Source organism: Lamprobacter modestohalophilus (genome assembly GCF_016583905.1).
GTDB classification, from domain to species: domain Bacteria; phylum Pseudomonadota; class Gammaproteobacteria; order Chromatiales; family Chromatiaceae; genus Lamprobacter; species Lamprobacter modestohalophilus.
The window spans coordinates 84,350-110,375 of sequence record NZ_NRRY01000008.1 but is presented as its reverse complement, the minus strand read 5'-3'; the positions used below and the strand labels follow the sequence as shown (position 1 = coordinate 110,375).

Annotated in this window: 27 protein-coding genes and 2 pseudogenes; 17 read left to right on the top strand and 12 right to left on the bottom strand. The window is 63.8% G+C overall.

Annotated features, from left to right (window positions below; translation table 11 throughout):
* The first annotated feature begins 44 nt into the window (after nucleotides 1-44).
* The 17 genes from CKO42_RS07380 to CKO42_RS07300 all read left to right on the top strand — a co-directional run bounded on the left by CKO42_RS07380 (nucleotide 45) and on the right by CKO42_RS07300 (nucleotide 15,433).
* Nucleotides 45-1,460, top strand: coding sequence for a DUF4139 domain-containing protein (locus CKO42_RS07380; RefSeq protein ID WP_200241219.1), 1,416 nt, complete (start codon nucleotides 45-47; stop codon nucleotides 1,458-1,460).
* A gap of 420 nt (nucleotides 1,461-1,880) precedes the next feature.
* Entirely contained in the window at nucleotides 1,881-3,293 is a 1,413-nt protein-coding gene (locus CKO42_RS07375; RefSeq protein ID WP_200241218.1) for a form I ribulose bisphosphate carboxylase large subunit, read from the top strand.
* Between the two features lie 113 nt (nucleotides 3,294-3,406).
* Complete coding sequence (locus tag CKO42_RS07370) at nucleotides 3,407-3,751, top strand: ribulose bisphosphate carboxylase small subunit (RefSeq protein ID WP_200241217.1); 345 nt, start codon at nucleotides 3,407-3,409, stop codon at nucleotides 3,749-3,751.
* 90 nt (nucleotides 3,752-3,841) lie between these two features.
* Complete coding sequence (locus CKO42_RS07365; protein WP_242479189.1) at nucleotides 3,842-6,436, top strand: CsoS2 family carboxysome shell protein; 2,595 nt, start codon at nucleotides 3,842-3,844, stop codon at nucleotides 6,434-6,436.
* Nucleotides 6,437-6,732: 296 nt separating this feature from the next.
* On the top strand, nucleotides 6,733-8,310 hold the full coding sequence (locus CKO42_RS07360) for a carboxysome shell carbonic anhydrase (RefSeq protein ID WP_338034868.1): 1,578 nt from the start codon (nucleotides 6,733-6,735) through the stop codon (nucleotides 8,308-8,310).
* A 12-nt stretch (nucleotides 8,311-8,322) separates the two neighbouring features.
* Nucleotides 8,323-8,577: an alpha-carboxysome shell vertex protein CsoS4 gene (locus CKO42_RS07355; protein WP_200241214.1), complete on the top strand. Its 255-nt coding sequence runs from the start codon at nucleotides 8,323-8,325 to the stop codon at nucleotides 8,575-8,577.
* Between the two features lie 10 nt (nucleotides 8,578-8,587).
* Entirely contained in the window at nucleotides 8,588-8,902 is a 315-nt protein-coding gene (locus tag CKO42_RS07350) for a carboxysome peptide B (RefSeq protein ID WP_200241212.1), read from the top strand.
* 66 nt (nucleotides 8,903-8,968) lie between these two features.
* The gene (locus tag CKO42_RS07345; RefSeq protein ID WP_200241211.1) at nucleotides 8,969-9,292 is read left to right on the top strand and encodes an alpha-carboxysome major shell protein CsoS1; all 324 of its coding nucleotides are present in this window, start codon (nucleotides 8,969-8,971) and stop codon (nucleotides 9,290-9,292) included.
* Nucleotides 9,293-9,356: 64 nt separating this feature from the next.
* On the top strand, nucleotides 9,357-9,665 hold the full coding sequence (locus tag CKO42_RS07340; RefSeq protein WP_274601075.1) for an alpha-carboxysome major shell protein CsoS1: 309 nt from the start codon (nucleotides 9,357-9,359) through the stop codon (nucleotides 9,663-9,665).
* 166 nt (nucleotides 9,666-9,831) lie between these two features.
* On the top strand, nucleotides 9,832-10,137 hold the full coding sequence (locus CKO42_RS07335; protein WP_274601076.1) for an alpha-carboxysome major shell protein CsoS1: 306 nt from the start codon (nucleotides 9,832-9,834) through the stop codon (nucleotides 10,135-10,137).
* A gap of 8 nt (nucleotides 10,138-10,145) precedes the next feature.
* Entirely contained in the window at nucleotides 10,146-10,622 is a 477-nt protein-coding gene (locus CKO42_RS07330; protein WP_200241209.1) for a ferritin-like domain-containing protein, read from the top strand.
* Complete coding sequence (locus CKO42_RS07325) at nucleotides 10,622-10,909, top strand: 4a-hydroxytetrahydrobiopterin dehydratase family protein (protein ID WP_200241207.1); 288 nt, start codon at nucleotides 10,622-10,624, stop codon at nucleotides 10,907-10,909. Before CKO42_RS07330 ends, CKO42_RS07325 begins: the two co-directional genes overlap by 1 nt.
* A 71-nt stretch (nucleotides 10,910-10,980) precedes the next feature.
* Nucleotides 10,981-11,241 carry a hypothetical protein gene (locus CKO42_RS07320; RefSeq protein WP_200241205.1) on the top strand — a complete coding sequence of 87 codons (261 nt, stop codon included), beginning with the start codon at nucleotides 10,981-10,983 and terminating at the stop codon, nucleotides 11,239-11,241.
* 84 nt (nucleotides 11,242-11,325) lie between these two features.
* Complete coding sequence (locus CKO42_RS07315) at nucleotides 11,326-12,420, top strand: LysR family transcriptional regulator (RefSeq protein ID WP_242479188.1); 1,095 nt, start codon at nucleotides 11,326-11,328, stop codon at nucleotides 12,418-12,420.
* A gap of 114 nt (nucleotides 12,421-12,534) precedes the next feature.
* Nucleotides 12,535-13,713 (top strand): 5-(carboxyamino)imidazole ribonucleotide synthase, encoded by a 1,179-nt coding sequence (locus CKO42_RS07310; protein WP_200241203.1) that lies wholly within the window; start codon nucleotides 12,535-12,537, stop codon nucleotides 13,711-13,713.
* Entirely contained in the window at nucleotides 13,713-14,252 is a 540-nt protein-coding gene (purE, locus tag CKO42_RS07305; protein WP_200241201.1) for a 5-(carboxyamino)imidazole ribonucleotide mutase, read from the top strand. Before CKO42_RS07310 ends, purE begins: the two co-directional genes overlap by 1 nt.
* A 143-nt stretch (nucleotides 14,253-14,395) precedes the next feature.
* On the top strand, nucleotides 14,396-15,433 hold the full coding sequence (locus CKO42_RS07300; RefSeq protein WP_200241199.1) for a type IV pilus twitching motility protein PilT: 1,038 nt from the start codon (nucleotides 14,396-14,398) through the stop codon (nucleotides 15,431-15,433).
* A gap of 346 nt (nucleotides 15,434-15,779) precedes the next feature.
* Here the strand turns inward: CKO42_RS07300 and CKO42_RS07295 are convergent, their stop codons facing one another.
* The 12 genes and pseudogenes from CKO42_RS07295 to CKO42_RS07240 all read right to left on the bottom strand — a co-directional run bounded on the left by CKO42_RS07295 (nucleotide 15,780) and on the right by CKO42_RS07240 (nucleotide 25,945).
* On the bottom strand, nucleotides 15,780-16,505 hold the full coding sequence (locus CKO42_RS07295; protein WP_200241197.1) for an ATP-binding protein: 726 nt from the start codon (nucleotides 16,503-16,505) through the stop codon (nucleotides 15,780-15,782).
* Between the two features lie 46 nt (nucleotides 16,506-16,551).
* Nucleotides 16,552-16,884 (bottom strand): hypothetical protein, encoded by a 333-nt coding sequence (locus tag CKO42_RS07290; RefSeq protein ID WP_200241195.1) that lies wholly within the window; start codon nucleotides 16,882-16,884, stop codon nucleotides 16,552-16,554.
* The gene (locus CKO42_RS07285; protein ID WP_200241193.1) at nucleotides 16,875-17,237 is read right to left on the bottom strand and encodes an AlbA family DNA-binding domain-containing protein; all 363 of its coding nucleotides are present in this window, start codon (nucleotides 17,235-17,237) and stop codon (nucleotides 16,875-16,877) included. Before CKO42_RS07285 ends, CKO42_RS07290 begins: the two co-directional genes overlap by 10 nt.
* 157 nt (nucleotides 17,238-17,394) lie before the next feature.
* On the bottom strand, nucleotides 17,395-18,684 hold the full coding sequence (locus CKO42_RS07280) for a dihydroorotase (RefSeq protein ID WP_200241348.1): 1,290 nt from the start codon (nucleotides 18,682-18,684) through the stop codon (nucleotides 17,395-17,397).
* Between the two features lie 301 nt (nucleotides 18,685-18,985).
* Nucleotides 18,986-19,948: pseudogene (locus tag CKO42_RS07275) on the bottom strand (aspartate carbamoyltransferase catalytic subunit); the annotation flags it as partial.
* 215 nt (nucleotides 19,949-20,163) lie between these two features.
* Nucleotides 20,164-20,682, bottom strand: a pseudogene (gene pyrR, locus CKO42_RS27190) (bifunctional pyr operon transcriptional regulator/uracil phosphoribosyltransferase PyrR); the annotation flags it as partial.
* A gap of 13 nt (nucleotides 20,683-20,695) precedes the next feature.
* Nucleotides 20,696-21,178 (bottom strand): Holliday junction resolvase RuvX, encoded by a 483-nt coding sequence (ruvX, locus tag CKO42_RS07265; protein ID WP_200241189.1) that lies wholly within the window; start codon nucleotides 21,176-21,178, stop codon nucleotides 20,696-20,698.
* 35 nt (nucleotides 21,179-21,213) lie between these two features.
* Nucleotides 21,214-21,777 (bottom strand): YqgE/AlgH family protein, encoded by a 564-nt coding sequence (locus tag CKO42_RS07260; protein WP_200241186.1) that lies wholly within the window; start codon nucleotides 21,775-21,777, stop codon nucleotides 21,214-21,216.
* 127 nt (nucleotides 21,778-21,904) lie between these two features.
* Nucleotides 21,905-22,876 carry an energy transducer TonB gene (locus tag CKO42_RS07255; protein WP_200241184.1) on the bottom strand — a complete coding sequence of 324 codons (972 nt, stop codon included), beginning with the start codon at nucleotides 22,874-22,876 and terminating at the stop codon, nucleotides 21,905-21,907.
* Nucleotides 22,877-22,884: 8 nt separating this feature from the next.
* Entirely contained in the window at nucleotides 22,885-23,964 is a 1,080-nt protein-coding gene (locus tag CKO42_RS07250; RefSeq protein ID WP_200241182.1) for an FAD:protein FMN transferase, read from the bottom strand.
* 55 nt (nucleotides 23,965-24,019) lie between these two features.
* Nucleotides 24,020-24,985, bottom strand: a complete 966-nt coding sequence (gene gshB / locus CKO42_RS07245) for a glutathione synthase (protein WP_200241180.1) — start codon at nucleotides 24,983-24,985, stop codon at nucleotides 24,020-24,022.
* A 216-nt stretch (nucleotides 24,986-25,201) separates the two neighbouring features.
* Nucleotides 25,202-25,945 (bottom strand): efflux RND transporter periplasmic adaptor subunit, encoded by a 744-nt coding sequence (locus CKO42_RS07240; protein ID WP_338034867.1) that lies wholly within the window; start codon nucleotides 25,943-25,945, stop codon nucleotides 25,202-25,204.
* Nucleotides 25,946-26,026: the final 81 nt, after the last annotated feature.

Genomic DNA, 26,026 nt, shown 5'->3' with positions numbered 1-26,026 from the left:
CCACGTTGATTGTGTTTTCCAGCATCGCTATGGCGGAGACGATGATGGGTGATCGTAACGCGCCAGCTGCTGTGCCGGCGATGCCTGAGCAGCGCAGCACCCTACAGGATCAGACCGCGGTCGCGGTCACCATCTACAACAATGATCTAGCGCTGATCCGAGACAGCCGGCGGGTCGAGCTGCCGGCGGGCCGCATGGCGCTGGCCTTCCGCGACGTCAGCGCGCAGATCCGCCCGGAAACGGCGCTGCTGCGGGCCACTGAGGGCTCGGCACCACAGGTGATCGAGCAGAACTTCGACTTCGACCTGCTAACGCCGGCGGCGCTGCTCGAGAAGTACGTCGGCCGCCAAGTCGGGCTGGTGAGCACCCATCCAACGACCGGCGAGGAGACCGAGGAGCCGGCTACCGTGCTTGCCGCGAGCAATGGCGTCGTCCTGCGCGTCGGCGACCGGATCGAGACCTTCCAGGCTGGCCAGGCGCCAGGGCGCATCGTTTATCGGGATATCCCTTCTACCCTGCGTGACCGACCGACGCTGGTGCTGGCCTTGGAGAGTGCAGAGGCGGGTCCCCGGCAGCTCGAGCTGAGCTATCTGAGCCGTGGGCTCGGCTGGAAGGCGGACTATGTGGGCGAGCTGTCGGCGGATCAGCAGCGGCTCGATCTTGCTGGCTGGGTGACCTTGACCAACCGCAGTGGGTCGACCTATCAGAACGCACAGCTGCAGCTGGTGGCTGGCGAGGTGAATCAGGTCGAGGAGGCGATGCAGGCGCCGCAATACGAGGCGATGGTCATGCGCTCCGCCGCGCCGGCGCCGAACATGCGCGAGGAGAGCCTGTTCGAGTACCACCTCTATTCGCTCGCGCATCCGACCACGATTGCCGATAACCAGACCAAGCAGGTCGCGCTGCTCGATGCGCCGGGCGTGACGGTTGGCAAGGAGCTGCTGATCGAAGGCGATCAACGGGCGTTTCGTGAGCCGCGCGGCGGGCTGGCGCAGGAACTAGCGGTCAACGTTTACCTCACCGCGACCAATGATGAGGCGTCGAATCTGGGACTCCCGCTGCCAGCGGGCATCGTGCGCATCTATCAGCGCGACAGCCAAGGCAATGCCCAGTTCATCGGCGAGGATCGGATCGACCACACGCCGAAGAACGAGGCCATGCGGCTGAAGCTCGGCCAGTCTTTCGACATCACCGCCGAGCGCAAGCAGACCGAATTCAAGAAATTGTCGGGCTCGGGTCCCTGGCAGTACCAGTTCGAGAGCGCCCTCGAGATCCTGGTCAAGAACGCCAAGTCGGAGCCAGAGACGGTGGTGATTCAGGAGCGCATCCCGGGCGACTGGAGCATGCTGGAAGAGAGTGCTCCGCATGAGAAGGGCAATGCCAATACCGCGGTCTGGCGACTGCAGGTACCGGCTGAGTCTGAGGCGCGCTTGAGCTATCGAGTCCGCGTCCGCTACTAGCTGCCTGCTGCCTGCTGCCTGCTGCCTGCTGCCTGCTGCCTGCTGCCTGCTGCCTGCTGCCTGCTGCCTGCTGCCTGCTGCCGCGGGTTTATCGGTCGACCTGGCCAACAAGTTCCCTGGTAGCTGTCCGCTTGATTGATCTGCGTCAATGTGATGCGCGCCAGCTCATAGTGGCTATTGCTGCACCGTGACGGGTCGTTTATGGTGCCGAGCGCACTAAAACGGCGCCGTCGACGGTCCGCAGCATAGACGGAAATCGATTTTCTCGATCGAAACAATCGATTTCCGCTGAAGACTGCACGGGGCGTAAGGTTAACGGGTTAACAGCGGCATCGTTGCCGAGGCCCTCCGAACACGATCCTGAGTTAGGCAACCCGGATCAAGCGAAGCAGACGCAGAACAGACCTACAGGAGCTGAGCATGAGCGTTAAAAAGTACGACGCCGGTGTAAAAGAATACCGGGACATGTACTGGACCCCCGACTATGTCCCGCTGGACACCGATCTGCTGGCCTGCTTCAAGGTCACCGGACAGCCCGGCGTTCCGCGTGAGGAGGTTGCTGCCGCGGTCGCCGCCGAATCCTCGACAGGCACCTGGTCGACCGTTTGGTCGGAGCTGCTGACGGACCTCGAGTTCTACAAGGGCCGCGCCTACCGCATCGAAGATGTGCCGGGCGACAACGAGTCCTTCTATGCCTTCGTCGCCTATCCGATCGATCTGTTCGAGGAAGGCTCGATCGTCAACGTGCTGACCTCGCTGGTCGGTAACGTGTTCGGCTTCAAGGCCCTGCGTCACCTGCGTCTGGAAGACCTGCGCTTCCCGATCGCCTATATCAAGACCTGCGGTGGTCCGCCGGCCGGTATCCAGCTCGAGCGTGACCGTCTGAACAAGTATGGCCGCCCGATGCTTGGCGCCACCATCAAGCCGAAGTTGGGTCTGTCGGCGAAGAACTACGGTCGTGCGGTCTACGAGTGCCTCCGCGGCGGTCTGGACATGACCAAGGACGACGAGAACGTCAACTCGCAGCCCTTCATGCGCTGGCGCGATCGTTTCGAGTTCGTCGGCGAGGCCATCCAGAAGGCCCAAACCGAGACCGGCGAGCGCAAGGGTCACTACCTGAACGTCACCGCCGCCACGCCAGAAGAGATGTACAAGCGTGCCGAGTTCGCCAAGGAAGTCGGCTCGCCGATCCTGATGCACGACTTCCTGACCGGTGGCTTCACCGCCAATACTGGCCTGGCCAACTGGTGTCGTGAGAACGGCATGCTGCTGCACATTCACCGTGCCATGCATGCTGTTATCGACCGTCATCCGAAGCACGGTATCCATTTCCGCGTGTTGGCCAAGTGTCTGCGCCTCTCCGGTGGTGACCACCTGCACACCGGTACCGTCGTCGGTAAGCTCGAGGGCGATCGTCAGTCTACCCTCGGCTTCGTCGATCAGCTGCGTGAGTCATTCGTCCCTGAAGATCGTGCTCGCGGCGTCTTCTTCGATCAGGATTGGGGCTCATTGCCCGGCGTCTTCGCCGTTGCCTCCGGTGGTATCCACGTTTGGCACATGCCAGCACTGGTGACCATCTTCGGTGACGACTCCATGCTGCAGTTCGGCGGCGGCACCCAGGGCCATCCTTGGGGTAACGCGGCCGGCGCTTGCGCCAACCGTGTCGCGCTCGAAGCCTGTGTCAAGGCCCGCAACGAGGGTCGCGAGCTGGAGAAGGAGGCCCGCGAGATCATGACCGAGGCCGCCCAGCACAGCCCAGAGCTGGCCATCGCGATGGAGACCTGGAAAGAGATCAAGTTCGAGTTCGACACCGTCGATAAGCTCGATACCTAATCGGCTGATCTTGCTGGGAGTGGCTGCGCACTGCGCGCCTGCTCCCAGCCAGGCTTGTCTCCGCTGGCTTCTGCCATCTCACGATCGAACCGCATCTCATAGGAGTATCCGCCATGTCCTTGCAAGCAACCATGGGCGACTACCAGACCAAGAAGACCCTCGAGACCTTCGGCTTTCTGCCGCCGCTCTCGCAGCAGGAGATCTACGACCAGATCGCCTACATCATCGCGCAAGGCTGGACGCCTGCTATCGAGCACGTGCATCCGTCCGGCTCGATGGACGACTACTGGACCATGTGGAAGCTGCCGTTCTTCGGTGAGCAGGATCTGGGCAACGTGGCCGCTGAGCTGGAGGCCTGCCATCGCTCGTATCCGGATCATCACGTCCGCCTGACCGGCTATGACAACTACACCCAGAGTCAGGGCTCGTGCTTCGTGGTCTTCCACGGCCGCGGCTAGATTGATCGCGAGATGACTTCTGTCTCTAGCTGATCCGGTTTCGGGCCCCGTGCCCGTGACCGGCGCTTGATTGGAGCGCAGGCGTCGACGATGTCGATCTCCGTCTTTCCGATTTTTCAGCACTTGGCGGGTGCCGGAGATCGGCAAGCGATGCACTATCCCGAGCTGCCCGCCCGCCCGGCGATGACGGACAGCCAACCCGACAGCCCCACGGAATTACCCATGGCAAGCAAAGCGAACCTGAGATCGAGTGGCCGCGAGGCGGCCCTGGCCCGCCGGCGTGCCCTGTCGAACCAGGGCAAGCAGGGTTTGGTGCAAACCACGCCGGAGCGAAATCGTGCACCGCGGCCGGTCCGCGCGAGGCCTGAACGGCCTGCCGCGACGAGCCTGCCCGCTCAGCCATCGGCGTCCGCGTCTGCCCCAGCGACGGCTCAGGCACAACCGCGGAGCCTCAGTCTTTCTGCTTCGGGTGGTGCCTCCAGTGGCGCGCAACGGCATCGTGCCGCGCCCCCGAGTCCGGCGCAGTCGAGTCGTGAGCTTGCGCGCCAGCGTCGGGCGAAGCTCGCCCGCGATGGTCGCCGCGCCCAGCGTAGCGGTGATCGGGTTCGCGACCTCAAGACTCGGACAGGTGGTGGCAAGCCGCCAGCGCAAGCGAAGTCTGACTGTGGTTGTGGCTGCAACGGCAACAGCGATCGAGCGGCGTTGAATGCGATCAAGCAGACCGCACCCACAACAACGACCCTTTCGCTGTCAGCGCCGCCGACCTCCAACAAGCCGCAAGCGACCAATCGCAAGCGCAAACCGAATCCTGTGCTGGCCAACAAGCCCAGCGGGCGGGCCGTGGTGCTCGCGCGGCGAGCTGCGTTGAGCGGCCGTGGTAAAGCCGCGACCAATGTTCCCCATTCCGTGGCCGGGATCGCTCGGCAAGCCAATCCAAAGCTATCGGGCCGCGAGCTTGCGCAACGGGTTCGCGCGCAGCGCAGCAGCAACGGTGGCGCCGGCGAGCGTAAGTCTCAGCCCACAGGGCGGATGCGGCCGACCAGAGTCGGTGCCGCGGATCAGCCGTGGAAGGTTGGCGTCAGCGAGACATCCCAAGGCCAGTTCGTCACGGGCACGACCGTCGGCCGCAGCCTGAAGACGACCGGTGATGAGCCGAGCACCTGCCGGACCATCACGGGCACCGAATACATGGGTGCCGACATCTTCCGCGAGTTTTGTCAGACCGATCCGGCGCCATCGGTGAGCAAGTTCGGCACAAGCTCTACCGGTTACGGTAATTTCGTCACCGGTAACGAGGTCGGACGCTCGCCCAGAGTGACCGGCGATGAGCCTGGTACCTGTAAATCAGTGACGGGTACTCAGTACCTGTCGCCTGATCAGTATGTGAGCTATTGCAACACACGTCCGGCCCCTGAGCCGCGCGAGACCGGCATTGCCGAGACCAGCCGTGGCCAAGGCCTGTCAGGGACCATGGTCGGTCGCTCGACCAAGGTCACCGGCGATGAGCAAGGCGCCAACGTTGTGCCAACCGGCACGCAGTACACCGCGGCTTCTGAGATTCCGACCGAGCGGTCGGTGCCACCTAAGGTCGCTACCTCGGGAACGCTGTCTGGGGGCACTGTGACCGGAACCCTTCTCGGCCGTGCGTCGAGCGTGACCGGCGATGAGCCAGGCAGCTGCCGCTTAGTGACGGGCGATGAGTACACCTCTCGCGAGCAGTACGAGCAGTTCTGCGAGGTCAGCCCGCAGCCGGAGCCGCCAAAGGTCGGCTTCTCGGTGACCAATAAGGGCTACCGCGTTTCTGGCACGCAGACTGGCCGCTCGGCCAAGGTGACAGGTGATGAGCCTGGCACCTGCAAGGCGGTGACCGGCACACCCTACGCGGGATTGGAGCAGGCCTCAGATTACTGTGCGCCCAATCAGCGACGCGAGATCAAGGCACGCACGCCGGTGATGTCAGCAACCCCAGGACGGGTGATGACGGGTATCCAGCCCGGCATCGGTGGCGTTATGACCGGTGCGTCCAAGGGGGCCTGCGAGCCACTGACCGGCACGCCTTACGTTGGCGCGGATCAGTTCGCCAGTGCCTGTGACACCGAGGTGAGTCATGCTGCTGAACCTGGCCAACCTGACTTCCCGCGTCCGCTCGACGATGCGGAGCCCGTCCCTGATCAAGGCCTTCCTGGCCAAGGCTTTAGTGTCAGCTCGCCGGCGCGGGCGGCGCGCGACAGTCATGTGAGCAACGTGACCGGGACCAGCTACGAGTCGAATCGGCACATCACCGGACCATTCGGGATGGGAACTGGCAAGATCACCGGCACCGAACAGTTTCGTTTCGACAGCCGGCGCCCCCAGGCGAGCCTGTTGACCCCGCAGCCCAAGGACGATGTCGGTGCGGGAGCGGCTGCTGTGGCGGCTGAACGTTCGCGGGTGACTGGGGAAGGCCAGTCCGCGGGCGGCAAGATCACCGGCGACGACTGGGATCGCGGCGAACGTGTCACCGGCACTGAGGGCAGCTCCGCGCGCCGTCGCAATCCGACTCGGCCGGGTCCGATGAGCGTGATGCCTCGCGTCGAGGCGAAGCGAAATGAGGATGCACCACAGCCGACAAGCCGGGTGACAGGCAGCGCTGGAAGTACCGATCGCGGTGCCTTGATCACCTATTCGGGCGGCGCCCGCGGCTGAGCATCTGAATCATGCCGATCCGAAGTCGACCATCGCCGCGCAGCCAGCGCTTGGGCCGAAGCCCGCGCGGGCTACCGTCTGTAAAGCGGCCCGCTGAGTCAGGTGCGTTGCCAGTACCGGCTACGGGAGCCGTGCAACTGGACGCTCGTCGATCAGCGGCCGCTTCCGGGACAGCGGCGTTACCGGAGACGTCGCCGCGCGCTGCAAGGGCACGGCCCGAGCGGCCAGCAAAGGTCGGGCGGGGGCCTGTGCGGCCGACTCGCCCGCCACGTCCGAAGCCGCCTGGACTGGCAAAGGTGAAAGCAAAGGCCCGCCATGCGAGCAACCCATCGACCACACTTGGGGCGCGCCCTGAACAGCTGCCCAGCAGACAGGTCGAGACTCAGCAGGCCTGGAGCCAGGACCAGAACAAGCCACAGTCGTTTGGTTTCGGCTCGACGACATTGGGCGCTGGCAGCGGTCAGGGTCTCCATCCGCTGACGGATGCTGCGGCGAACGCTCGGCTGTACGACTATGAATCGTCGGTGAAGCATGCCTTCGATCATCTGGTGCCGGTGCTGAAGCAGATCGCGAGCGAGCGCTGCGAGCCTGATTTCGTGGCGCGGGCACAGTCGATTGCACGCGCCGAACTCGGCTTCGAGCTGCCGGCCTACGTGCTTGAAGATACCTGGGTGACTGGGCTCGACATGCGGCGTCTGTTCGCCGCCTGTGTGTTCGAGACCTATCACCGGGTCAGTGATCGGTTCTTCACCGCCGACCCGCTCGGCGGGCGTGATGGCAAGGATTTCGAACGCTTCCTGCTCGACTGCGGTTTCCATCTGATGGATGTGACGCCCTGTGCCGACGGCCGCCTGGCGCATGCCATCAGCTACGTGCTGCGGCTGCCCTATGGGCGCGTGCGTCGGAAGTCCTACGCAGGCTCCCTGTTCGACATCGAGAACACGGTCGAAAAGTGGGTCGAGACCGAGTTGACGCGCTTCCGTGAAGGACGGCCGAATACGGCGGATTCGCCAACCCGCTACCTAAAGGTGGTGATGTATCACGGCAGCTCCGTCGATCCGGTTCATCAAGGCTGTGCAGCCCACGGCTCCGATGATGCCGCCGCGGCCAGCGCCGGGTTAGAGCGACTGAGGGCGTTTCGTCAGGCGATCGAGAACAGTTTTTGTTGCGGCGCGTCGGTCGATCTGCTGCTCGTTGGGCTAGACACCGACACCGATGCCATCCGCGTCCACGTTCCGGATGCCGACGGCTATTGCGATCTCGAGCACTGGCTCGATGCCGCCAAGGTCTACGAGATCACGCGCGGACTGTCGCCGGCTCAGGCACGGGAACGGATCAAAGAGCTGGTTCGGGCACACGCGCCGAGCAAGAGCGCCGGAGCCGCGCTTTCGGACGGCTTGGTGCGACTGATCGTTGGTCTGATCGAGAACAACCTCTCGCAGATCGACTACGTGCGGCAATACCACGGCGGTAGTTATGCAGACATCGGGCATGCCGAGCGCTTTATCGGCGCTGGCATCGGGTTTGAAGAGATTCAGCTGCGCAACCTGACCTATTTTGCCTACCTCAGCACCGTCGAGGAAGGCGCGAAAGATATCGACGTCGGCATCAAGATCTTTACCGGCCTGAACGTCAATCGTGGGCTGCCAGTGCCGGTCATCGTGCGCCATGACTACCATGGCGGTGTGCCGGGTGCGCGGGAGCGGGCGGTCGAGCATTGCGAGCGGATTGCCGCGGCCTTGAAGGCGCGTTACCCGCAGCTCTGCGCCGACGGTATGCTGCATTGTTTGCGCGCGGTGCGCGATTGCGATGCGGCAGCACCGATCGAGATCGTTGGCTCGTCGCTGCAGCCTGCGGCCTCGGCCGGACACTGAGGCCGTAAGGCGATGAAGATTTGTAAGGTCCTCAAACCACTGGTGTCGACCAACCGCATCGCGGGCTTCGGGCACAAGCATCTACAGGTGGTGCAGGACGGCAGTGCGCAGCTCGTCGCGGTTGATGCGGTGGGATCAGTGCCAGGCGACTGGGTGATCTGCGTCGGCAGCTCAGCCGCGCGCGAGGCGGCTGGAAGTAAAGAATATCCGAGTGATCTGACCATCGTCGGCATCATCGACGATTGGGACCCGGACGCAGAGCGCTGAGGCGGCCGGGATGGAGATCAACCAGGTCGTGGGCACCCTGTACTGCACCGAGCGGATCGAAGGTCTCAGGCATTGCAGCTTGCAGATCTTGAAGGACCGCAAGGGCAATCTGCTGGTGGCCACCGATCCTGTTGGCGTGCGGCCCGGCAACTGGGTCTTCACGGTGAGTGGCTCTGCTGGGCGGCTTGCGATGGACGACCCGAAGACCATGACCGATCTCGCGATCGGCGGGATCATCGATTTCTGGCAGCCCAAGCAGGTGGCAAAGCCAGACAGTAGCAGTGGCGACGAGCAGCCAACGGAACAACGCGATCAGGCGGCCTAGGCTCGGCCAGTTAAACCCCCAACCGCGACCAAAGCGGCGTAAAAGTCTTTAACGGAGACGACAGAAATGGCAGGCGAAAGATTTGGCATTGCGCTGGGCATGATCGAGACCCGTGGTCTAGTGCCGGCGATCGAGGCCGCGGATGCGATGGCCAAGGCTGCTGAGGTCAGGCTGATCGGCCGCGAGTTCGTCGGCGGCGGCTATGTGACCGTGCTGGTGCGCGGGGAGACCGGCGCCGTCAACGCGGCTGTGCGCGCGGGGGCCGACGCCTGTGAGCGGGTGGGTGACGGCCTGGTGGCTGCGCACATCATCGCCCGTCCACATTCCGAGGTCGATTCAGTGCTCGAGAACACCGGCAATCGTTTCAAACCGGGACAGCCTGGTCGCTGAACTCAGCGACACTGAGCCTCGATAGCAAGGTTTTCAAAGACAGTAGACAGACGGAGAAAGACAGATGGCGAACGAGACCATGGGTATTGCGCTTGGCATGATCGAGACGCGCGGCTTGGTGCCGGCAATCGAGGCCGCCGATGCGATGACGAAGGCCGCCGAGGTGCGGATGATCGGCCGTGAGTTCGTCGGCGGTGGCTACGTGACCGTGCTGGTGCGCGGGGAGACCGGTGCCGTCAACGCGGCCGTGCGTGCTGGCGCTGACGCCTGCGAACGCGTTGGCGACGGCCTGGTTGCCGCGCACATCATTGCTCGCCCACACCGTGAGGTGGAGCCGGTGCTGCCGACCGGCAGCGGTGCCGCTGCGGACTAGGCAGCTGCGGACTAAGCAAGGGCTCCGCCTGCTTGGCATCCGATCTCGCCCTTGGGCGGGCGGCTGCGCTTAAGCCTCGTCGCTGAAGAGGCCGGGCTCAAGCGCATTTCACACGATCGCGAAACGGGATATCTGCACCCGGCGCGTCAACACTGGGAGAAGTTCCATGGCACACGAGACGATGGGCATTGCCCTCGGAATGATCGAGACGCGCGGCCTGGTGCCGGCGATCGAAGCTGCTGATGCGATGACCAAGGCAGCCGAGGTTCGGCTGATCGGTCGCGAGTTCGTCGGTGGTGGTTATGTCACCGTGCTGGTGCGCGGCGAGACCGGTGCGGTCAACGCTGCGGTGCGTGCTGGCGCCGACGCCTGCGAGCGCGTTGGCGACGGCCTGGTGGCTGCACACATCATCGCCCGTCCGCATCGGGAGGTGGAGCCGGTGCTGCCGACGGGCGGTGGTGCGGCTGACTAAGACGACGCATGCGTCACGCAACCGTCCATCCGCGCACGCTCGGCTACCTCGGCCGAGCCTTGAGTCTCGAGTATTCGGCCGTCCAGCAGTACATGACGCAGGCGGCGCTCACCGAGGCTTGGGGCCTGGCCGAGGCGGCTGATCGATTCCGTCGGGAAACCGTCGAGGAGATGCAGCACGCGGAACGCCTGGTCAAGCGCATGCTGGGCCTCGGTGTATCGCCGAACGCCTCTCAGCTGCGACCCGCCAATGTTGCGCGCAACCTGGTCGACCTGCTGCGTCAAGACGCCGTGCTTGAGGCTGAGATCGTTGCCCTGTACAACGAGGCGACGCAGTTCTGCCGTCGAATTCAGGATCACGAAAACGCTGAATTCTTTAATGGACTGCTGCAGGACGAGCTCCATCACGCGGCCGAGATCGAGACCTGGCTGGAGGCGCTTGGGGTGCCCCGGCACCAAGAGCCCAATGAACGGGCCTACTTCTGATGACCGCGGCGACGTCTGAAACGGGCGGTCATCCTTGGCGCGAGCGCGGGCGTCCATTGCGGCTCGAGCGGCGCGTCGAGTTCGGCGACTATGAGCCGCTGCGGGACTTCCTCGACCGCCTCGCGGAGCTTTCCGAGGCCACTGAGGTCTACCCAAACCTGAGTTTTGGCCGCACCTATGCCAATCTGACGCTATTTGCCGAAGAAGGGGCGCAGCAGATCGAAGAGCCGCTCCATGCGTTTGCGCGAGAGGTCGACGCCCTGCTCGAAGGCCCGTCAAGTCCATAGCGCACAGCCTGCTCGCCGGCGTCCCTTGGCTCCAAATGGCTGTCCCTCTTGTATCCGTTGGAGGATGGATGATGAGTGAAGAAACGATCGTATCTGCGCCGGCTGAGGCGCCAGCCTCGGCCGCGGGCGGTGCTAGCACGACGGCGTCGGGCACCACTGCCCGCAAGAAGGCCTCGACCAAGGCTGCGGCGACAGCGCGGCGCAGCCGGCAGTCATCTGTGGCCACCGCGCCAGCGAGCTTCGGAACGGCGGCATTAGGGAGTGAGTCGCGGGCGCACAATCCCTCCAACGATGATCCCTTCCAAAGCGGTCAACGGATCTGGCCGGATTAACCCTGCTGTGGGATGTCTCCGGTCCCGCGATGAGCCAACAGGCTGATCGTGGCACGGCACCTATCGAGCTAAGGACGTGTTCACATGGCCGGACGTAAGCCCAAGGGCGTGCCGGCTGGAAGCAGCCGTCACAGCGCGATGCCTCAAACCCCGACCAGAGACGCCGCAGAGACTCGAACCAGCACGGGCAGCAACGGCTCGGATTATCTGATCCGCCATACTACCCTGCGCCAGTTGCAGCTGCTCGAGGCCATCGTTCGGCTCGGCAGCTTCACGCGTGCCGCTGAAGAACTGTTCCTGACTCAGCCGACGGTCTCGATGCAGATCAAGAAGCTGTCTGAGGCCATCGGTTCTCCGCTGTTCCGTCAGGTTGGGCGTGCCATCGAGCCGACCGACGCTGGCCGCGAGGTGCATGCCGCCTGTCGCGATATTCTCAGCACGCTGTCCAATCTGGAGATCAAGCTCGCCGATTTGAAAGGCTTGAAGCGCGGTCGGCTGCGCCTTGGCGTCTTGACTACGGCGAAATACGTTGCGCCCGAGATCTTGGGTGCCTTTTGCCAGGTCTATCCAGGGATCGATGTCTCGCTCAAGGTCACGAATCGCGAGAATATCCTGGAACGGCTGATGGGCCATGACGACGACCTCTATGTGATGGGGCAGCCGCGCGAGATCAACGATCAGATCCAGACCATCCCGTTCGCTCCGAACCCGCTGGTGATGGTCGCGAGTGTCGAGCATCCGCTCGCGGGGCGCTGCGCGATCCCCTTGAGCGCTCTTGCAGACGAGAACTTTATCCTGCGCGAGCCTGGCTCCGGTATCCGTGATGCGGTGCTGGCGCAGTTTGCCGCAGGTGGACTCGTGCCTCGGGTGCGCATGCAACTGGGCAGCAACGAGGCGATTAAGCGTGCCATCGTGGGCGGACTGGGTATTGCTGTCTTGTCCCTGCACTCGCTGACGCTCGAGAGTGGGGGTGGGCGTCTTGCGCTGCTCGATGTCGAGGGTTTCCCCATCATGCGCCGTTGGCATCTGGTCTATTCGCGGGCGCGAGAGCTGTCGCTGATCGCGCGCACCTTTCTTGATTTTGCCATCGATTACGAGCCCGAGATTCGCGCGCGCCTGGCGGAGGCTGAGGAAAACTTTGCCAGCCTGCGTGATCGCCTGGTTGCACAATCGCCCTAAGGCTCATGGCGCGGCGCACCCCGGACAATGAAGCGCGTGAGACTCAGGTTGACGTCTTCGGCTGGCCAATCCGCGCGAGCCGTCCCTCTTAAGGGTTTTCAGGGTTTTCACACTATGTCTAAGCAGCATGCGTTGCCGGACCAGTATCCTTACCCCGTCGCGCGTATCGGCATCATCGGCGGCGGGCAGCTTGGGCGGATGCTGGTGAAGTCAGCCAAGCGCCTCGGCTGCACCTGCGTCGTCCTCGATCCGACCCCGGGCTCGCCCGCTGGCCAGGTCTCCGGGCATCAGATCGTCGCTGATTCGCATGATCCTGAGGCGCTGCAGCAGCTCGCGCAGCAGGTCGATGTGATCACCTTCGACATCGAGGATATCGATGCCGGCATCCTAGAAGAGATTGCGGCAGCGGGTCACCAGATCCTGCCCTCCGCGAGCCTGTTGGGTGACATTCAGGACAAGTTGCGCCAGAAGCAGTTGCTGACGCGTTTGGGTATCCCGACAGCGGATTTCGTTGAGGTCGATCCGTCGGATGCTGAGCCGTTTGCGCGTTTCGGCTATCCGCTGGTGCAGAAGGCGCGGCGGGGTGGTTATGACGGTCGCGGGGTGGTGGTCATGCAGTCCGCGGCGGACGCGGCGCAAGCGCTACCGGTGCCGTCGCTGATCGAGCGTTTCGTCCCCGCGGCGAAGGAGCTGGCGGTGATCGTGGTGCGCGGTCAAGATGGCGAGGTGCGCAGCTATCAACCCGTGGAGATGTGTTTCCGCTCGGGCGAGAATATTCTCGACATGCTGCTTGCGCCGGCGCGGATATCGGCGGAAACGGCCGCCGCAGCGCGACGCCTGGCGGTTGAGACGGTGACTGGTCTCGAGGGGGTTGGCATCTTCGGCGTCGAGCTGTTCTTGACCGAGGATGCTGAGCTGCTGGTCAACGAGGTGGCGCCGCGCACGCATAACTCCGGTCACTACACCATCGAGGCCTGCATCACCGACCAGTTTGAGCAGCATCTGCGCGCGATTACCGGGTTGCCACTCGGCGCGACCGATCAGCTGATCCCCGCAGCGATGATCAATCTGCTTGGCGAGCCGGGTGAATCAGGGCCGCCCGTGATCCGCGGTCTGCGCGCCGCACTCGCGATCCCCGGCGTTTCGGTACACTTGTACGGCAAGGCGTCCACCCGGCCATTTCGCAAGATGGGCCATGTCACGGTGCTGGATGCCGATATCGAGTCTGCCCGGCGCAAGGCCGAGCAGGTGCGTGCACTGATCCAGATCGGAAGCGAAAGCGAGACGGGGTGATGGGGATGGCAAGAGGCAATCCACGGGTCGGCGTCATCATGGGCAGTGATTCTGACTTGCCTGTGATGCAGGCGGCGGCTGATGTGCTTGGCGAGCTTGGCGTGGCCTATGAGGTGACGATTGTCTCGGCGCATCGAACCCCGAGGCGTCTCTACAGCTATGCTGAACAGGCTGCTGAGCGTGGGTTGGGGGTGATCATCGCCGGTGCTGGCGGTGCAGCGCATTTGCCCGGGATGGTCGCCGCGATCACGGCGCTACCGGTGATTGGCGTTCCGGTCAAGTCGTCAGCGCTGTCGGGCCAGGATTCCCTGTTGTCGATCGTGCAGATGCCGGCCGGCGTCCCGGTGGCCACGGTTGCGATCAATGGTGCCAAGAACGCCGGCCTCTTAGCCGCCCAGATCCTTGGTGTCACCGACCTCGAGCTGCGCCAACGCGTGCAGCAGTTCAAGGATCTTCTCGAGGCGGAGGTACTTGCCAAGGCGGAACGGCTCGAAGCGGGCGAGATCACCGCCGATACGGTCAGGGCCGCCCGCAGGTAGCGCTTTTTTAGCGTCATTGCTGTCATCGCCTGACGAGCCTGAAAATCGGCCGCTGTGCGGTAAGCGAGTTTCCGGCGATCGCCTTGTTCCCGCGACGCGAGGAATGTTGATGCTCGGGTCGCATCGCTGCTGGGGTGTACTTCATGGATATCGCTGAGCTACTCGCCTTCGGGGTCAAGAACAACGCCTCGGATCTGCATCTGTCGGCGGGGTTGCCGCCGATGATTCGGGTCGACGGCGACATGCGTCGGATCAACGTGCCCGCGCTCGATCATCGCGCGGTGCATGGATTGATCTACGACATCATGAACGACAAGCAGCGCAAGGACTATGAGGAGTTCCTCGAGACCGATTTCTCGTTCGAGATCCCCGGCGTCGCGCGCTTCCGCGTCAATGCCTATAACCAGAAACGCGGTGCTGCAGCGGTCTTCCGCACCATTCCGTCGAAGGTATTGACGCTCGATGATCTCAAGGCGCCAGAGATCTTCAAACGCATTGTCGATGTGCCGCGCGGTCTAGTGCTGGTGACCGGACCTACGGGCTCCGGCAAGTCGACCACGCTCGCGGCGATGGTCGACTATGTCAACGACAAGGAATACGGGCATATCCTGACCATCGAGGACCCGATCGAGTTCGTCCACGTCAGTAAGCGCTGTCTGATCAACCAGCGCGAGGTGCACCGCGACACCCTGGGCTTTAGCGAGGCCCTCCGCTCAGCCCTGCGCCAAGACCCGGACATCATCCTAGTCGGTGAGATGCGCGATCTCGAGACCATTCGGCTCGCCCTGACCGCTGCCGAGACCGGCCATCTGGTCTTCGGCACCCTGCATACCAGTTCGGCGGCAAAGACCATCGACCGCATCGTCGATGTCTTTCCCGCCGCCGAGAAGACCATGGTGCGCTCGATGCTCTCAGAATCGCTGCGCTCAGTCATCGCGCAGGCCTTGTTGAAGAAGACCGGTGGTGGTCGCATCGCCGCCCACGAGATCATGATCGGCACCCCCGCAATCCGCAATCTGATCCGCGAGGACAAGATCGCGCAGATGTATTCCTCGATCCAGACCGGACAAGCGCACGGCATGCAGACGCTGGATCAGAATCTGACCGAGCTACTCAAGCGTGGGCTGATCTCGAAGTCAGATGCGCGGAGTAAGGCACAGAATAAGGAGACGTTTCAGTAGGTGAAGACTTGATGGGGCTTTACAGTGCTGGCCTCATCAAGCCTAAGCTGTTTGATGCGCCATGCTTGGTCTGTGGTGACCCTGAATCTCTCGCGATTCATCTTCCGAGGTGGCACCGCGCCTTGGGCGGGAGCTTCTGTTGTGGTTGCTCGCGCAACAGCAGGTACTTGAGGCCGAAGGGGTTATTGCCGAGATCGAGCTTCTCGACCGCGGGCAGCGCTAGCGCCTCGAAGTCTTCACGCAGCTCCTGCTTGGCGTCGTACCAGAAGAGGATCCAGTGGTGCTCGAAGAGCTAGGTCAGGGTTTGGGCGCTGCGGTTTTCCTTCGTCTAGCTGGGAGCGGCTGTCTATCCTAGTGTTGAATGGATTGAAGGCTGTTGCGCCAAGATGCGCCTGCCGTGATCCGTCAGCCGATACTGTTGCAGGCGGCTGGTCGGCTTGTCCGGGATTGTGTATTCGATGAGTGCGTCATCCAGCAATTCCTTGAGGGAGCGTTTGAAAGCACCGGACTTACTCGGCAGGTCAAGGATCTGCGCGATGTCATGTGAGGAAAGCGGTGTATCGGAGAGCGTCAAGAGAATCTGTGCCGACTGGGCCCCTGACTGGGCCCCTGACTGGGCCGGTCTGCTAGTTCGTGATTGCTCGCGTGTCAGTGGTAGCGGATCACGCAGAGGAACGGAGAAGCGAAGTCGGCCGGCCAGCTCTTCGATGGTCGGCTCAGGAAGACCCTCGACCTGGGCCTGGCGATAGATCGCCGGCACACCGCTGCCCCATTGTTCCACCAAATCCAGCTCGCGGAACACCCGGGCAATGACCGGATTGCGGATCAGCGAGACGCCGAGCTTGAGATCTTCGACGGTCAGCCCCGGCAGCAGCAGGCCAGGGTTTTCGACCTCGATGCGGTCATCGAAGAAGGCAATGCGGATCGGCGTGCCGCGATGCGAGTAGTCGGCATGCACCAAGGCATTGATCACCACCTCGCGCAGGATATTGATCGGGATGCTCCAGCGATCCTTGCGCCGGATCTCGGAAAAATCCGCGCCCCGCATCGCGTGCTTCTTCAGAAACAGCATGATCTCGTCTACCGCCTTTGGGAGCGGATCGAGGATGTCGCGATGATCAGAAGATGTCTGACTTATCAAGGCCGATGAACCGCCCGCACTGTACCCAGGCATCGTCGAAATAGAACCGCCGATCTTGCCCATAGAGCAGCATGCTACCCTGACTGGGCACCAGCCGCCCTTGATCCTTGACCAAGATCCGCAGGCTCTGCAGCATGCGCTCATCGACCGCGCGCCGCCCGGCAAAATCGGCCTCGATCGCTTTTAGGTCCAGGTTCTCAGAGGCTAGCTCAGGCATCGGTAGCGCGTCGAAACTGACGCCCGCGACACCACGCTGCAACTCGGCGATCAGTTGCGCATCGGCTTGGCGGTTGGTCGAGCCTAGGCGCACGTAGACACCCTTCTCGCGTCCTTCAGCGCGGATGAAATGCGGCCGGCTATTCTTGGAAAGACCTCCGCGATGAGCAAGGTTCGACCTGCAACCGTCGCCAGCTCGATCGTCGGCACCAGCCTTGGGCCGATGCCATCGGCGATCAGGTTGCACAGCCGTTCCTCCTCATCAAAGGGCGAGTCAACGCCGATCACCTCGCGCGCATCGGTCACGCCTACCACCAGCCGTCCGCCCGCCGAATTGGCGAAGGCGGCCAGGGTCTTCAGCAGCGGACGCGGTGAAGACAGATCGCGCTTGAATTCCAGCGTCTTGCCTTCGGGCTGTTGGATCAGGCTGGCGATGGGGCTGGTCATGACCGCTGAAGACTGGTCGAGATCATCTGGACGGTTTGCAAAACGAGTCCCAAGGAGATTGAGGCTAGGTTAGGCATCGTCGTTGTTGCGGCGCATGAACGCTGTGTTAACCAGAATCTCGCGATTTATCTGCCGGGGTGGCGCGGCAACCTAGGCATTAGGCGCGCTCATAGACCAACCGGCCATTGCTCAGCGTGTAACGCACGCGGCCGTGTAGCTCGCGGCCGAAGAACGGGGTGTTCTGACCTTGACTGAGCCAATGCTCGGGCGTGGGTCGCCAGCGCTCGTTGGGGTCGAACAGGCAAAGGTCGGCGCGGGCGCCGACTTCGATGCGTCCTAGCGTCGTGCGGTTCAGAATCTCCGCTGGGTTGCAGGTGACCCGTGCAAGGGCGCTGCTGAGGTTCATCACGCCATCCGCGACCAGCTCGAGCACCAGCGAGAGCAGGGTCTCGAGCGCTGAGATGCCGGGGCGGGTCTGCGGGAAGGGCGCGAGCTTGGCGTCCGGCTCGTGCGGGCGGTGGTCGGAGCAGATCGCCGAGATCGCGCCGCTGGCGACTGCCGCGCGCAGGGCATCGCGATCGCGTTGGGTGCGCAGCGGAGGGATCACATGGGCGTTGGCGTTGAAGCCGTAGAGGTCGTCTTCGGTCAGGAACAGCTGATGGGCGCTGACGTCGGCGCTGGCGGCGATGCCGCGGCTGCGGGCCTCGGCGAGCATCTCGGTGGCGCGGGCGGTGGAGAGGCCGCGAAAGTGCACGCGGGCGCCAGTCTGCTCGGCGAGCGCCAGATCGCGGGCGACGGCGACGGTCTCGGCGGCCTCGGGGATACCGGGTAGGCCGAGCTGGGTGCTGACACGGCCTTCGTGTACCAGCCCTCCCTCGCTGAGGTCGTGATCGGCCGGGTGCAGGAAGCTGGTGAGATCGAAGGTGGCGGCGTATTCCAGTGCGCGCCGTTTGACGCGGGTGTTGCTGATGGTGCGATCAGCGTTGCCGACTGCTGGGCAGCCGGCCTCTTTGAGCGCGGCCATCTCGCTGATCTGCAGCCCGGCCAGGCCCTTGGTCAGGGCGCCGACGGGCAAGACGCGTGCTTGACCACGGGTCTTGGCGCGGCGGCGGATGAGTTGGGCGACCGCCGGGGTGTCGATCACCGGGTTGGTATCCGGCGGGCAGCAGAGGGTGGTGATGCCGCCGGCCGCCGCCGCGCGGGTCTCGCTTTCAATCGTGCCCTTGTGCTCGAGCCCGGGCTCGCGCAGACGGGCGCAGAGGTCGACCAGGCCGGGGCAGACGACGAGGCCGGTGGCATCGATGATGCGCTGCGGCTCAAACCCGTCAGGCATGGCGCCGATGGCGACGATACGCCCGCCGATCAGATGCAGGTCGTTGATCTGGTCGAGACCGGTGGCGGGATCGATGATCCGGCCTTGCTGGATGCTCAGGCGCCGCTCAGCCATGAAGTGTGCCGTCTTGGTTGCTGCTGGTCTGGTCAAGGCTGGTCTGCTCGAGGCTGGTCTGGTCGAGACTGGCGTCGCGCCTCGAGTCTGGCTCCGGCTGACCGGCGAGCTGTGGGCCGAGCTGGCTCCAGCGTTGTAGGCGTGATTGGCCCGTCAGGTCGGCCTCGAGCCCAGGCTCAAGCAGCTTGGCATCAGTCGCGATCTGAGCCTCAGTCTCAGCCTCCAGCTTGGCGCCGGTCTCTGTCGCCGCCCCAGCGCCGCCCTCGACCACCTCCGCGGGCCGATGTGCAGTCGACAACGCCAGATTCTGGGTGCCGATGCACATCGACATCACCGCCATGCGCACCGCCAGTCCATTGCTGACCTGCTCCAGGATCACCGAGCGCGGGCCGTCGGCGATCGCGGAGTCGATCTCGACGCCGCGGTTGATCGGCCCTGGGTGCATGACGATGGCATCTGGCTTGGCCTTGTCGATGCGCTGCTCGGTGAGACCGAAGAGCTGGAAGTATTCGTGCTCGGTGGGCAGGAAGGCGCCGTTCATGCGCTCGCGTTGCAGCCGCAGCATGATGATCACATCGGCATCGCGGATGCCCTCATCGAGGTTGGCGCAGACCCGCACCCCGAGCGCCTCTTCGGCCAGGGCTGGGATCAGTGTGCGCGGGGCGACGACACGCACCTCGGCGGCGCCGAGGGTGCGGAGAGCGCCGATCTGCGAACGGGCGACGCGCGAGTGCAAGACATCGCCGACGATCACCGCGATCAGCGGCTCGAACGCGCCCTTGTGGCGGCGGATGGTGAACATGTCGAGCATGCCCTGGGTCGGATGCGCATAGCTGCCGTCGCCGGCGTTGATGACGCTGACGAAGGGCGCAGCGTGCTCGGCGATGAACTGCGCGGCGCCGCTGTCGGCGTGGCGCACGACGAACATGTCGACGTTCATCGCCTCGAGGTTGCGCAGGGTATCGAGCAGCGTTTCGCCCTTGGCGGTGGCCGAGGTGCTGATGTTCAGGTTCAGCACATCGGCTGAGAGCCGCTTGGCCGCCAGCTCGAAGGTGGTGCGGGTGCGGGTGCTGTTCTCGAAGAAGACGTTGGCGATGATCTTGCCGCGACAGAGCGGCACCTTCTTCACCGCTTGCCGCGCGACGCCGAGAAAGCCCTCGGCGCGATCGAGGATCTCGGTGAGCAGGGCGCGGTCGAGTCCGTCGGTGGTGAGGAAGTGTTTGAGTCGGCCCTCGTCGTCGAGCTGCAGCTGGCGTGGGTCCATCAGCCGGCCCCGCTGGAATGGCCGTTGGCGTGACCGTTGCCGTCGTCATTCGCGTGGCTGTTGGAATCGCTGTTAGCCTGAGCGCTGGAATGGCCATTCGCCTGGCCACTCGCCTGGCCGCTTGTGTGGCTGTTGGCCTGGTCACTCGGATCGAGGCCTGAGCGAGCAGTTGGATCAGCGTCGAAGGCCGCGCCGTCCTGATGACTGTCGGGATCGACCCGGCCACGCTTCAGTGTCAGTGGCTCGGGGCCGGTGAGCTTGATCTGCTCGCCCGGCTCGAGCTCGGCATAGAGACCGACCACATCCGGCTCGATCGGCAGTTCACGGCCATCGCGACCGGCGAGGATGGCGAGCACTACCGAGGCCGGGCGGCCGTAATCGAACAACACATTGAGCGCGGCACGGATGGTGCGGCCGGTTTGCAGCACGTCGTCGACCAGCACGATGTGGCGATCATCCACCGGCACCGGGAGGTCCGACGGGCGCACCTGCGGATGGGTGCCGATGCGGGTGAAGTCATCGCGGTAGAACGAGATGTCGAGCTGGCCCATGGGCTCTTGGAGCCCAAGGCGCTGGTGCAGCCGCTCGGCGACCCAGACACCGCCGCTGTGGATGCCGACCATCAGCGGGTGGTCGATGGCGCGTGCGGCCAACAGGGCGCCGAGCTGATCGGCCATCTTGCCGATGGCGTTATCGACCTCGTCGGCAGATTGCCAGGTTTGCATACTGGTCATGGCGAAGGATTCCTTAGGATGCGCCGGAGGCGGATGGTGGCGGTGGCTCAACGGATGCTTGAGCGGATGTTTGAGCAGACGCGGCCGCGGATGATTGGGCATCGGCGAGCCAGGTCTCGAGGATCAGCTTTGCGGCTTGTGCGTCGATGCGATCGTTCGCCGTGTGCTGGCCGACCTTGAGCTGACGCCGCGCCTCAAGACTGGTCAGGCGCTCATCGATGAGATGGACTTCAAGGCCAAACCGGCCTTGCAATTGACGCGCGAAGCGATGTACGCGCTCGCTCCAGGCTTCCTCGCTGTCGTCCATATTGAACGGCAGCCCGACCACCGCGGCATCCGGCTGCCATTCGCGAATGATGGCCTCGAGTCGCTTCCAGTTGGGGCGCTGCCCCTGGGCGCGGACGGTCTCGAGCACCGTTGCCGTTCCGGTGACGGTCTGGCCCACCGCAACGCCGATCTTACGCGGGCCGAAGTCGAAGCCGAGCAGGGTCGCCACGCTTGCCGCTGCCTGTTGGTCTGCCCGATGCCGAATCAGGCGTGGCCGGCTTGGCCGCTGAGGAGGTTGAGATCGACGCCGAGCAGCTGTGCGGCCGACTGCCAGCGATGGGGTGAGGGGGTCGAGAACAGGATCTGCGCATCGGCCGGACCACTGAGCCAGGCGTTGGCGATCATCTCCTGTTCGAGCTGGCCACTTCCCCAACCGGCATAGCCAAGTGCGATCAGCCGATTCGCCGGACCCTGGCCCTTGGCGATGGCCTCGAGCACGTCGCGCGAGGTGGTGACGTGAATCTGATCGGTGACGCTGAGGGTGGAGTCAAAGTTGAAATGGCCGTCGTGGATGACGAAGCCGCGATCGGTCTGCACCGGTCCGCCGAGATAGACCGGCGCATTGCTGACGTTGCTGACCTCAGGCTCGATATCGAGCTGCGCCAAGATCTCGCCGAGCTGAATCTCCATCGGGCGGTTAATCACGATGCCCATGGCACCCTCTTCGGAGTGCTCACAGACATAGGTGACCGTGCGCGAAAAGTTCGGATCTTGAAGACCCGGCATCGCGATCAGGAAATGGTTGGTCAGCAAGGTAGTATCAGTCATCGGGATAGTATCAAGCCGGCTCGAGCGCCTGGCAAGCCATTGCTTTTTTGTTCGGCCTTGGTTTGCTGGAGTGCGCATGGGTGTCAGGTCATCTCCGCGTTCGCTCGTTGCCCCGTGATTGGCCAGCTCAGTTGCCCCAACCGAGTGCGTTGTTGCGTTGAAACTGCCAGGTCCGAGTGATGTCGAGGACATCGGTTTCGCGTTTGATGTTGGGTGGGAAGGGGGCAAACGGCGCCGCCAGCTCAACGATGCGAATCGCGGCCTGATCCAAGACCTCATGGCCGGACGAGCGCACCACGCGAATGCCTTCCAAGCTGCCGTCGGCGCGCACCGCGACATGCAGGATGAGGCTGCCGAACAGGCCGAGTTCTCTGGCCTCGGCTGGGTAGTTGAGATTGCCGATGCGCTCCACCTTGCGCCGCCAGGCCTCCATATAGTTGGCGTAGAGGTATTCGCGGGTTGCGGTGCTGATCGCCTTGCGTCGGGTGCGGCTTGCGTAGGCCTGGCTGCGCTCTTCGATGCGAGCGCTGAGGTCGGCCATTTCTGCGCTGCGGCTGGCAAAGATAGCCGCCGCTGAGATCGTCGAGCGCTGCGGCAGATCGAGATCGGTGCCGTCTTGCGCCGTTGTCAGCCGGTCGATTGTCTGGGTCGTCTCCGGCTCGGGCGCCGCGTCCAAGTCGACGCTAGCCGCGGTTATCTGCGACGTCGTCGCTGTGTTGGCTGGGATCGCCTCCAAAGGAGGGGCGGCTTGCGCTGCGGGGGCCGGCGGCTGCGGTCGCTCGGTGGCGTCGGTGGCCCCTGCGGCAATCGTCTCGACCTCCGGCAGCAGGGCTTGGGTCTCACCAGCCCGGTCGGTCTGGGCGGCGACTAGGGCGGTCACCGCAGCGGGCGAGTCGGGGCCAGGCTGGGTCACAACCAGCAGCTCGAGCGATTGGGTGGGACTGGTGCTCGATCGTGGTGGTTTGATGTCGAGGCCGATCAGAAGGGCTGCGTGCGTCATGAGGGCAAGGGTCATCGCGAGCGGCATCGACCAGCCATCGAGGGTTGATCCGGGGTTGGGGCGGGATGATGCGCGAAGCGCCGCGGCCACTGTGGTCATGGCTTGTCTCAGGGGGTTGTGATCGGCTCGTCCTCCTCCGGGACACGGATGATCTGTTCTGCTTTCGTATCGAGCAGTTCGATCAGCTGCGCCATTGCTGGCGTCATCTGGAGCCGACCGAGGTTGTCGATCAGGAGGGCATAGCGGATGCCCATGCGCCCAGCGATGCGTGGCCAGTCCTCGGCGCCAGCGATCATCAAGGCGTTTGCCGCTGCTGCAGCGGTGAGTGCATCACCCTCGTAGAGGACCGTTACAGAGGCCACATCGTCGGCTGGGCGACCGGTTCGTGGATCGATCACCGAATGATAGACCTTGCCCTGATAGACAAAGTTGCGGTGTTTGGTGCTGGCCGTGAACAGGCTGATGTCGCCGCTGACATCGACGATGCCGATGACGCCGGTTCCGCTGGCGCGCGGCACAGGAAGGCGCCAGGCGCGTCCGGAGCGGCTGCCAATCGCGCGCACATCGCCGCCGATGTTGATCAGCGCACTGCGGACCGCTTGTGCGCGCAGTGCATCGATGGCGGCGTCCATCGCATAGGCGGTCGCGACCGGATCGAAGTCGAGCTGGACCGCAGGGTTGTCGCTCTGTAGCTGAATCCCGTCCAGGTAGAGATCGTCCATGCGCGGTTGCACGGCGAGCAGGGCGTCGATCGCCGCCTGGCTGGGTGGCGGGTTCGATTGCGGGCGAGCGTGGTCGAGCCCCCATAGCCGGGTGAAACGGCCCAAGGCTGGATTGAAGAGGCCCTCGCTGAGCTGGAAGAGCGCTTGGCTATGAGTCAGCAGCGGTAATAGCGATGGTGGCGCCGCAAATGGCTCGCCACTGGCGAGCCGTTCGTTCATCCGTAGCATCCGCCCCGAGCTGTCCCTGTACAAGGCGCGATCAAAGAACAGCAGGTCGTGCTCGACATCCGTCGCCGCGGCCTCCGCGCGTTCACGCTGAATGCCGACGATGCTGAGATCAACGGCAGTGCCGAAGGCGGGAAACTGAGTCGTATAGACGGGGACTTCGGTGGTGTTGCAAGCGACCGCGAGCGCGGTGATGAGGAGCAGGACGCTCGCGCGCTGGAGTGTCCTCAGCTGGAGCATCCTCGTTTGGAGCGTCCTCAGCGTGGGCCAGCGAGGCGCCGGCTGCGGGCAACGATTAGCGCGCATTGAGTCGTGTCTCGATGGCGGCCATTAGATCTTGGGCGATATCGGTGCCAGCGGCACGGTCTATCTCCCGGATACAGGTTGGGCTGGTGATATTGATCTCGGTGAGCCAGTCGCCGATGACGTCGAGCCCGGCAAAGAGCACCCCGCGGGCCTTCAGCTCCGGTGCGACCTGTGTCGCAATCCAGCGCTCGCGCTCGCTGATCGGTCTGACCTCCGCACTCGCGCCGGCAGCAAGATTGCCGCGTGATTCGCCGGCAGCCGGGATGCGTGCTAGGACATGAGGGACCGGCTCGCCATCGACGATCAGCACCCGCTTATCGCCGTCAGCGATCTCAGGCAGGAAACGCTGTGCCATGCAGAAACGCTGACCGGCGCCGCGGCTGACGCCGATCAGGGCCTCGATGATCACCGAGGTGTTGGGATCGCCACGACGGATACGGAAGATCGAGCGCCCCCCCATGCCATCGAGCGGTTTGAGCACGATCTCCTCATGCTCAGCCAGGAACGCCCGCAGCACATCGGCATGGCGACTGATCACGAGCGGCGGACAGCACTGCGGGAAATGGGTGGTGAAGACCTTCTCGTTGGCGTCGCGCAAGGTCCGCGGTGCGTTCACGACCAGGCAGCCAGCAGCCTCGGCGAGCTCGAGCAGATAGGTCGCGTAGACGTATTCCATGTCGAACGGTGGGTCTTTACGCATCAGCACCGCATCGAGTTCTGACAGGTCCAGTGTTTCGCTGTCCTCGAACTCAAACCATCCGGCGGGATCATCCTTCACCCGCAGTCGGCGCGCGCGGGCGCTGACCTCTGCGCCAGCGAAGAACAGGTCGGCGATCTCCATGTAATAGAGCGACCAGCCGCGCTTCTGCGCTGCGAGCAGCATGGCAAAACTGCTGTCTTTGCTGATCTTGATGGACCCGATCGGGTCCATGACGACACCAAGCTTGTACTTCATCACGCCAGTGTACCCCTTGACGGCTTTGGTCTGCGAGGCCGTTTCTTATCACAAAAGAAACCCCGGCGATCGGGGGAAGCGCCGGGGTAACTGTTCCCAGCTATGGGGAGCCGGGAGACATGGCCGCTAGGGAGGGGGAGCCCGTTGCGGCCTAGCGCGTTGTTGCGCTTGCAATTTAAGAGTGTAGCAGTTGATTGGAGTTCCGCTAGGGCTAGATTACGGCAGTGTGACCTGAACAAATTCCGAGGGCCTGAGGATCTCATCCGGCTTGCTGTCGAAGATGACGTCCAGCTCATAGACAGCGCCGTCTGGGTCGATCCGCACCGCTTCGACCCCCAGGCTGTAGATGGTGCCGGTGCGCAACTGGCCGCGGACGTTGATCTTGGCCGACTGTCCAGGCCGATAACGACGCAGGATGTCTGAAGTGACGAGCACCCGCGCGAGCATCTGGCTGGTCGGGGCAACGGCGATCAATGGCTGCTGCTGCAGGGTCTTGTAGATCACTGCGCCCTGATAACCGTTCTGCGCGACGATGATCCCGTCGAACGGCGCGCGCAATTCTGTGCGCTCTAGCAGTACATCAGCCGCAGCCTGCTTGGCCCTGGCCGATTCAAGCTCGGCCTCTGCGGCGGCCATGAGCAGTTCGGCATCTTTGAGTTCCTCGCTGGCGATCAGCCCGCGGTCGAACAGTTCTTGCGCGCGCCCGAGCTCGCGCTCGGCGCTGTCGAGTGCAATCTGCTGGCGAGCGACGCCAGCCTTGGCCTCGAGGCTGGTCGCCTGCGCCTCGCGTTGATCCATGCGCAGCAGCAGCTTGCCTTCTTCGACATGCTCACCTGGCGCGACCAGGACTTCGGCAATGACGCCGTTCTCGACCGCGCGCATCTCGACCTTGCGCACCCATTCAAGTCGACCACTGAGCTGCAGCGCGGCCGCCGCATTGCTCGCCAGCAGCGACAGCACGAGTACGCCCAGCGCCAGCCTCAGCGCCGGAGCCAGTGCGCGCGGCCGCCAGGAAGACGGCGACGCTGTTTGATGTGCAGT

What these genes read in the sequence shown, in the direction of transcription:
- CKO42_RS07300 (WP_200241199.1), top strand. Translation starts at nt 14,396, where the DNA reads ATGGATATCGCTGAGCTACTCGCCTTCGGGGTCAAGAACAACGCCTCG.
- CKO42_RS07255 (WP_200241184.1), bottom strand. Translation starts at nt 22,876, where the DNA reads ATGACCACAGTGGCCGCGGCGCTTCGCGCATCATCCCGCCCCAACCCC.
- CKO42_RS07350 (WP_200241212.1), top strand. Translation starts at nt 8,588, where the DNA reads ATGGAGATCAACCAGGTCGTGGGCACCCTGTACTGCACCGAGCGGATC.
- purE (WP_200241201.1), top strand. Translation starts at nt 13,713, where the DNA reads ATGGGGATGGCAAGAGGCAATCCACGGGTCGGCGTCATCATGGGCAGT.
- CKO42_RS07355 (WP_200241214.1), top strand. Translation starts at nt 8,323, where the DNA reads ATGAAGATTTGTAAGGTCCTCAAACCACTGGTGTCGACCAACCGCATC.
- CKO42_RS07380 (WP_200241219.1), top strand. Translation starts at nt 45, where the DNA reads ATGGGTGATCGTAACGCGCCAGCTGCTGTGCCGGCGATGCCTGAGCAG.
- CKO42_RS07285 (WP_200241193.1), bottom strand. Translation starts at nt 17,237, where the DNA reads ATGACCAGCCCCATCGCCAGCCTGATCCAACAGCCCGAAGGCAAGACG.
- CKO42_RS07325 (WP_200241207.1), top strand. Translation starts at nt 10,622, where the DNA reads ATGACCGCGGCGACGTCTGAAACGGGCGGTCATCCTTGGCGCGAGCGC.
- CKO42_RS07330 (WP_200241209.1), top strand. Translation starts at nt 10,146, where the DNA reads ATGCGTCACGCAACCGTCCATCCGCGCACGCTCGGCTACCTCGGCCGA.
- CKO42_RS07295 (WP_200241197.1), bottom strand. Translation starts at nt 16,505, where the DNA reads ATGCTGTTTCTGAAGAAGCACGCGATGCGGGGCGCGGATTTTTCCGAG.
- CKO42_RS07280 (WP_200241348.1), bottom strand. Translation starts at nt 18,684, where the DNA reads ATGGCTGAGCGGCGCCTGAGCATCCAGCAAGGCCGGATCATCGATCCC.
- CKO42_RS07310 (WP_200241203.1), top strand. Translation starts at nt 12,535, where the DNA reads ATGTCTAAGCAGCATGCGTTGCCGGACCAGTATCCTTACCCCGTCGCG.
- CKO42_RS07365 (WP_242479189.1), top strand. Translation starts at nt 3,842, where the DNA reads ATGTCGATCTCCGTCTTTCCGATTTTTCAGCACTTGGCGGGTGCCGGA.
- CKO42_RS07345 (WP_200241211.1), top strand. Translation starts at nt 8,969, where the DNA reads ATGGCAGGCGAAAGATTTGGCATTGCGCTGGGCATGATCGAGACCCGT.
- CKO42_RS07335 (WP_274601076.1), top strand. Translation starts at nt 9,832, where the DNA reads ATGGCACACGAGACGATGGGCATTGCCCTCGGAATGATCGAGACGCGC.
- CKO42_RS07315 (WP_242479188.1), top strand. Translation starts at nt 11,326, where the DNA reads ATGGCCGGACGTAAGCCCAAGGGCGTGCCGGCTGGAAGCAGCCGTCAC.
- CKO42_RS07370 (WP_200241217.1), top strand. Translation starts at nt 3,407, where the DNA reads ATGTCCTTGCAAGCAACCATGGGCGACTACCAGACCAAGAAGACCCTC.
- CKO42_RS07340 (WP_274601075.1), top strand. Translation starts at nt 9,357, where the DNA reads ATGGCGAACGAGACCATGGGTATTGCGCTTGGCATGATCGAGACGCGC.
- CKO42_RS07250 (WP_200241182.1), bottom strand. Translation starts at nt 23,964, where the DNA reads ATGCTCCAGCTGAGGACACTCCAGCGCGCGAGCGTCCTGCTCCTCATC.
- CKO42_RS07320 (WP_200241205.1), top strand. Translation starts at nt 10,981, where the DNA reads ATGAGTGAAGAAACGATCGTATCTGCGCCGGCTGAGGCGCCAGCCTCG.
- CKO42_RS07260 (WP_200241186.1), bottom strand. Translation starts at nt 21,777, where the DNA reads ATGACTGATACTACCTTGCTGACCAACCATTTCCTGATCGCGATGCCG.
- CKO42_RS07375 (WP_200241218.1), top strand. Translation starts at nt 1,881, where the DNA reads ATGAGCGTTAAAAAGTACGACGCCGGTGTAAAAGAATACCGGGACATG.
- gshB (WP_200241180.1), bottom strand. Translation starts at nt 24,985, where the DNA reads ATGAAGTACAAGCTTGGTGTCGTCATGGACCCGATCGGGTCCATCAAG.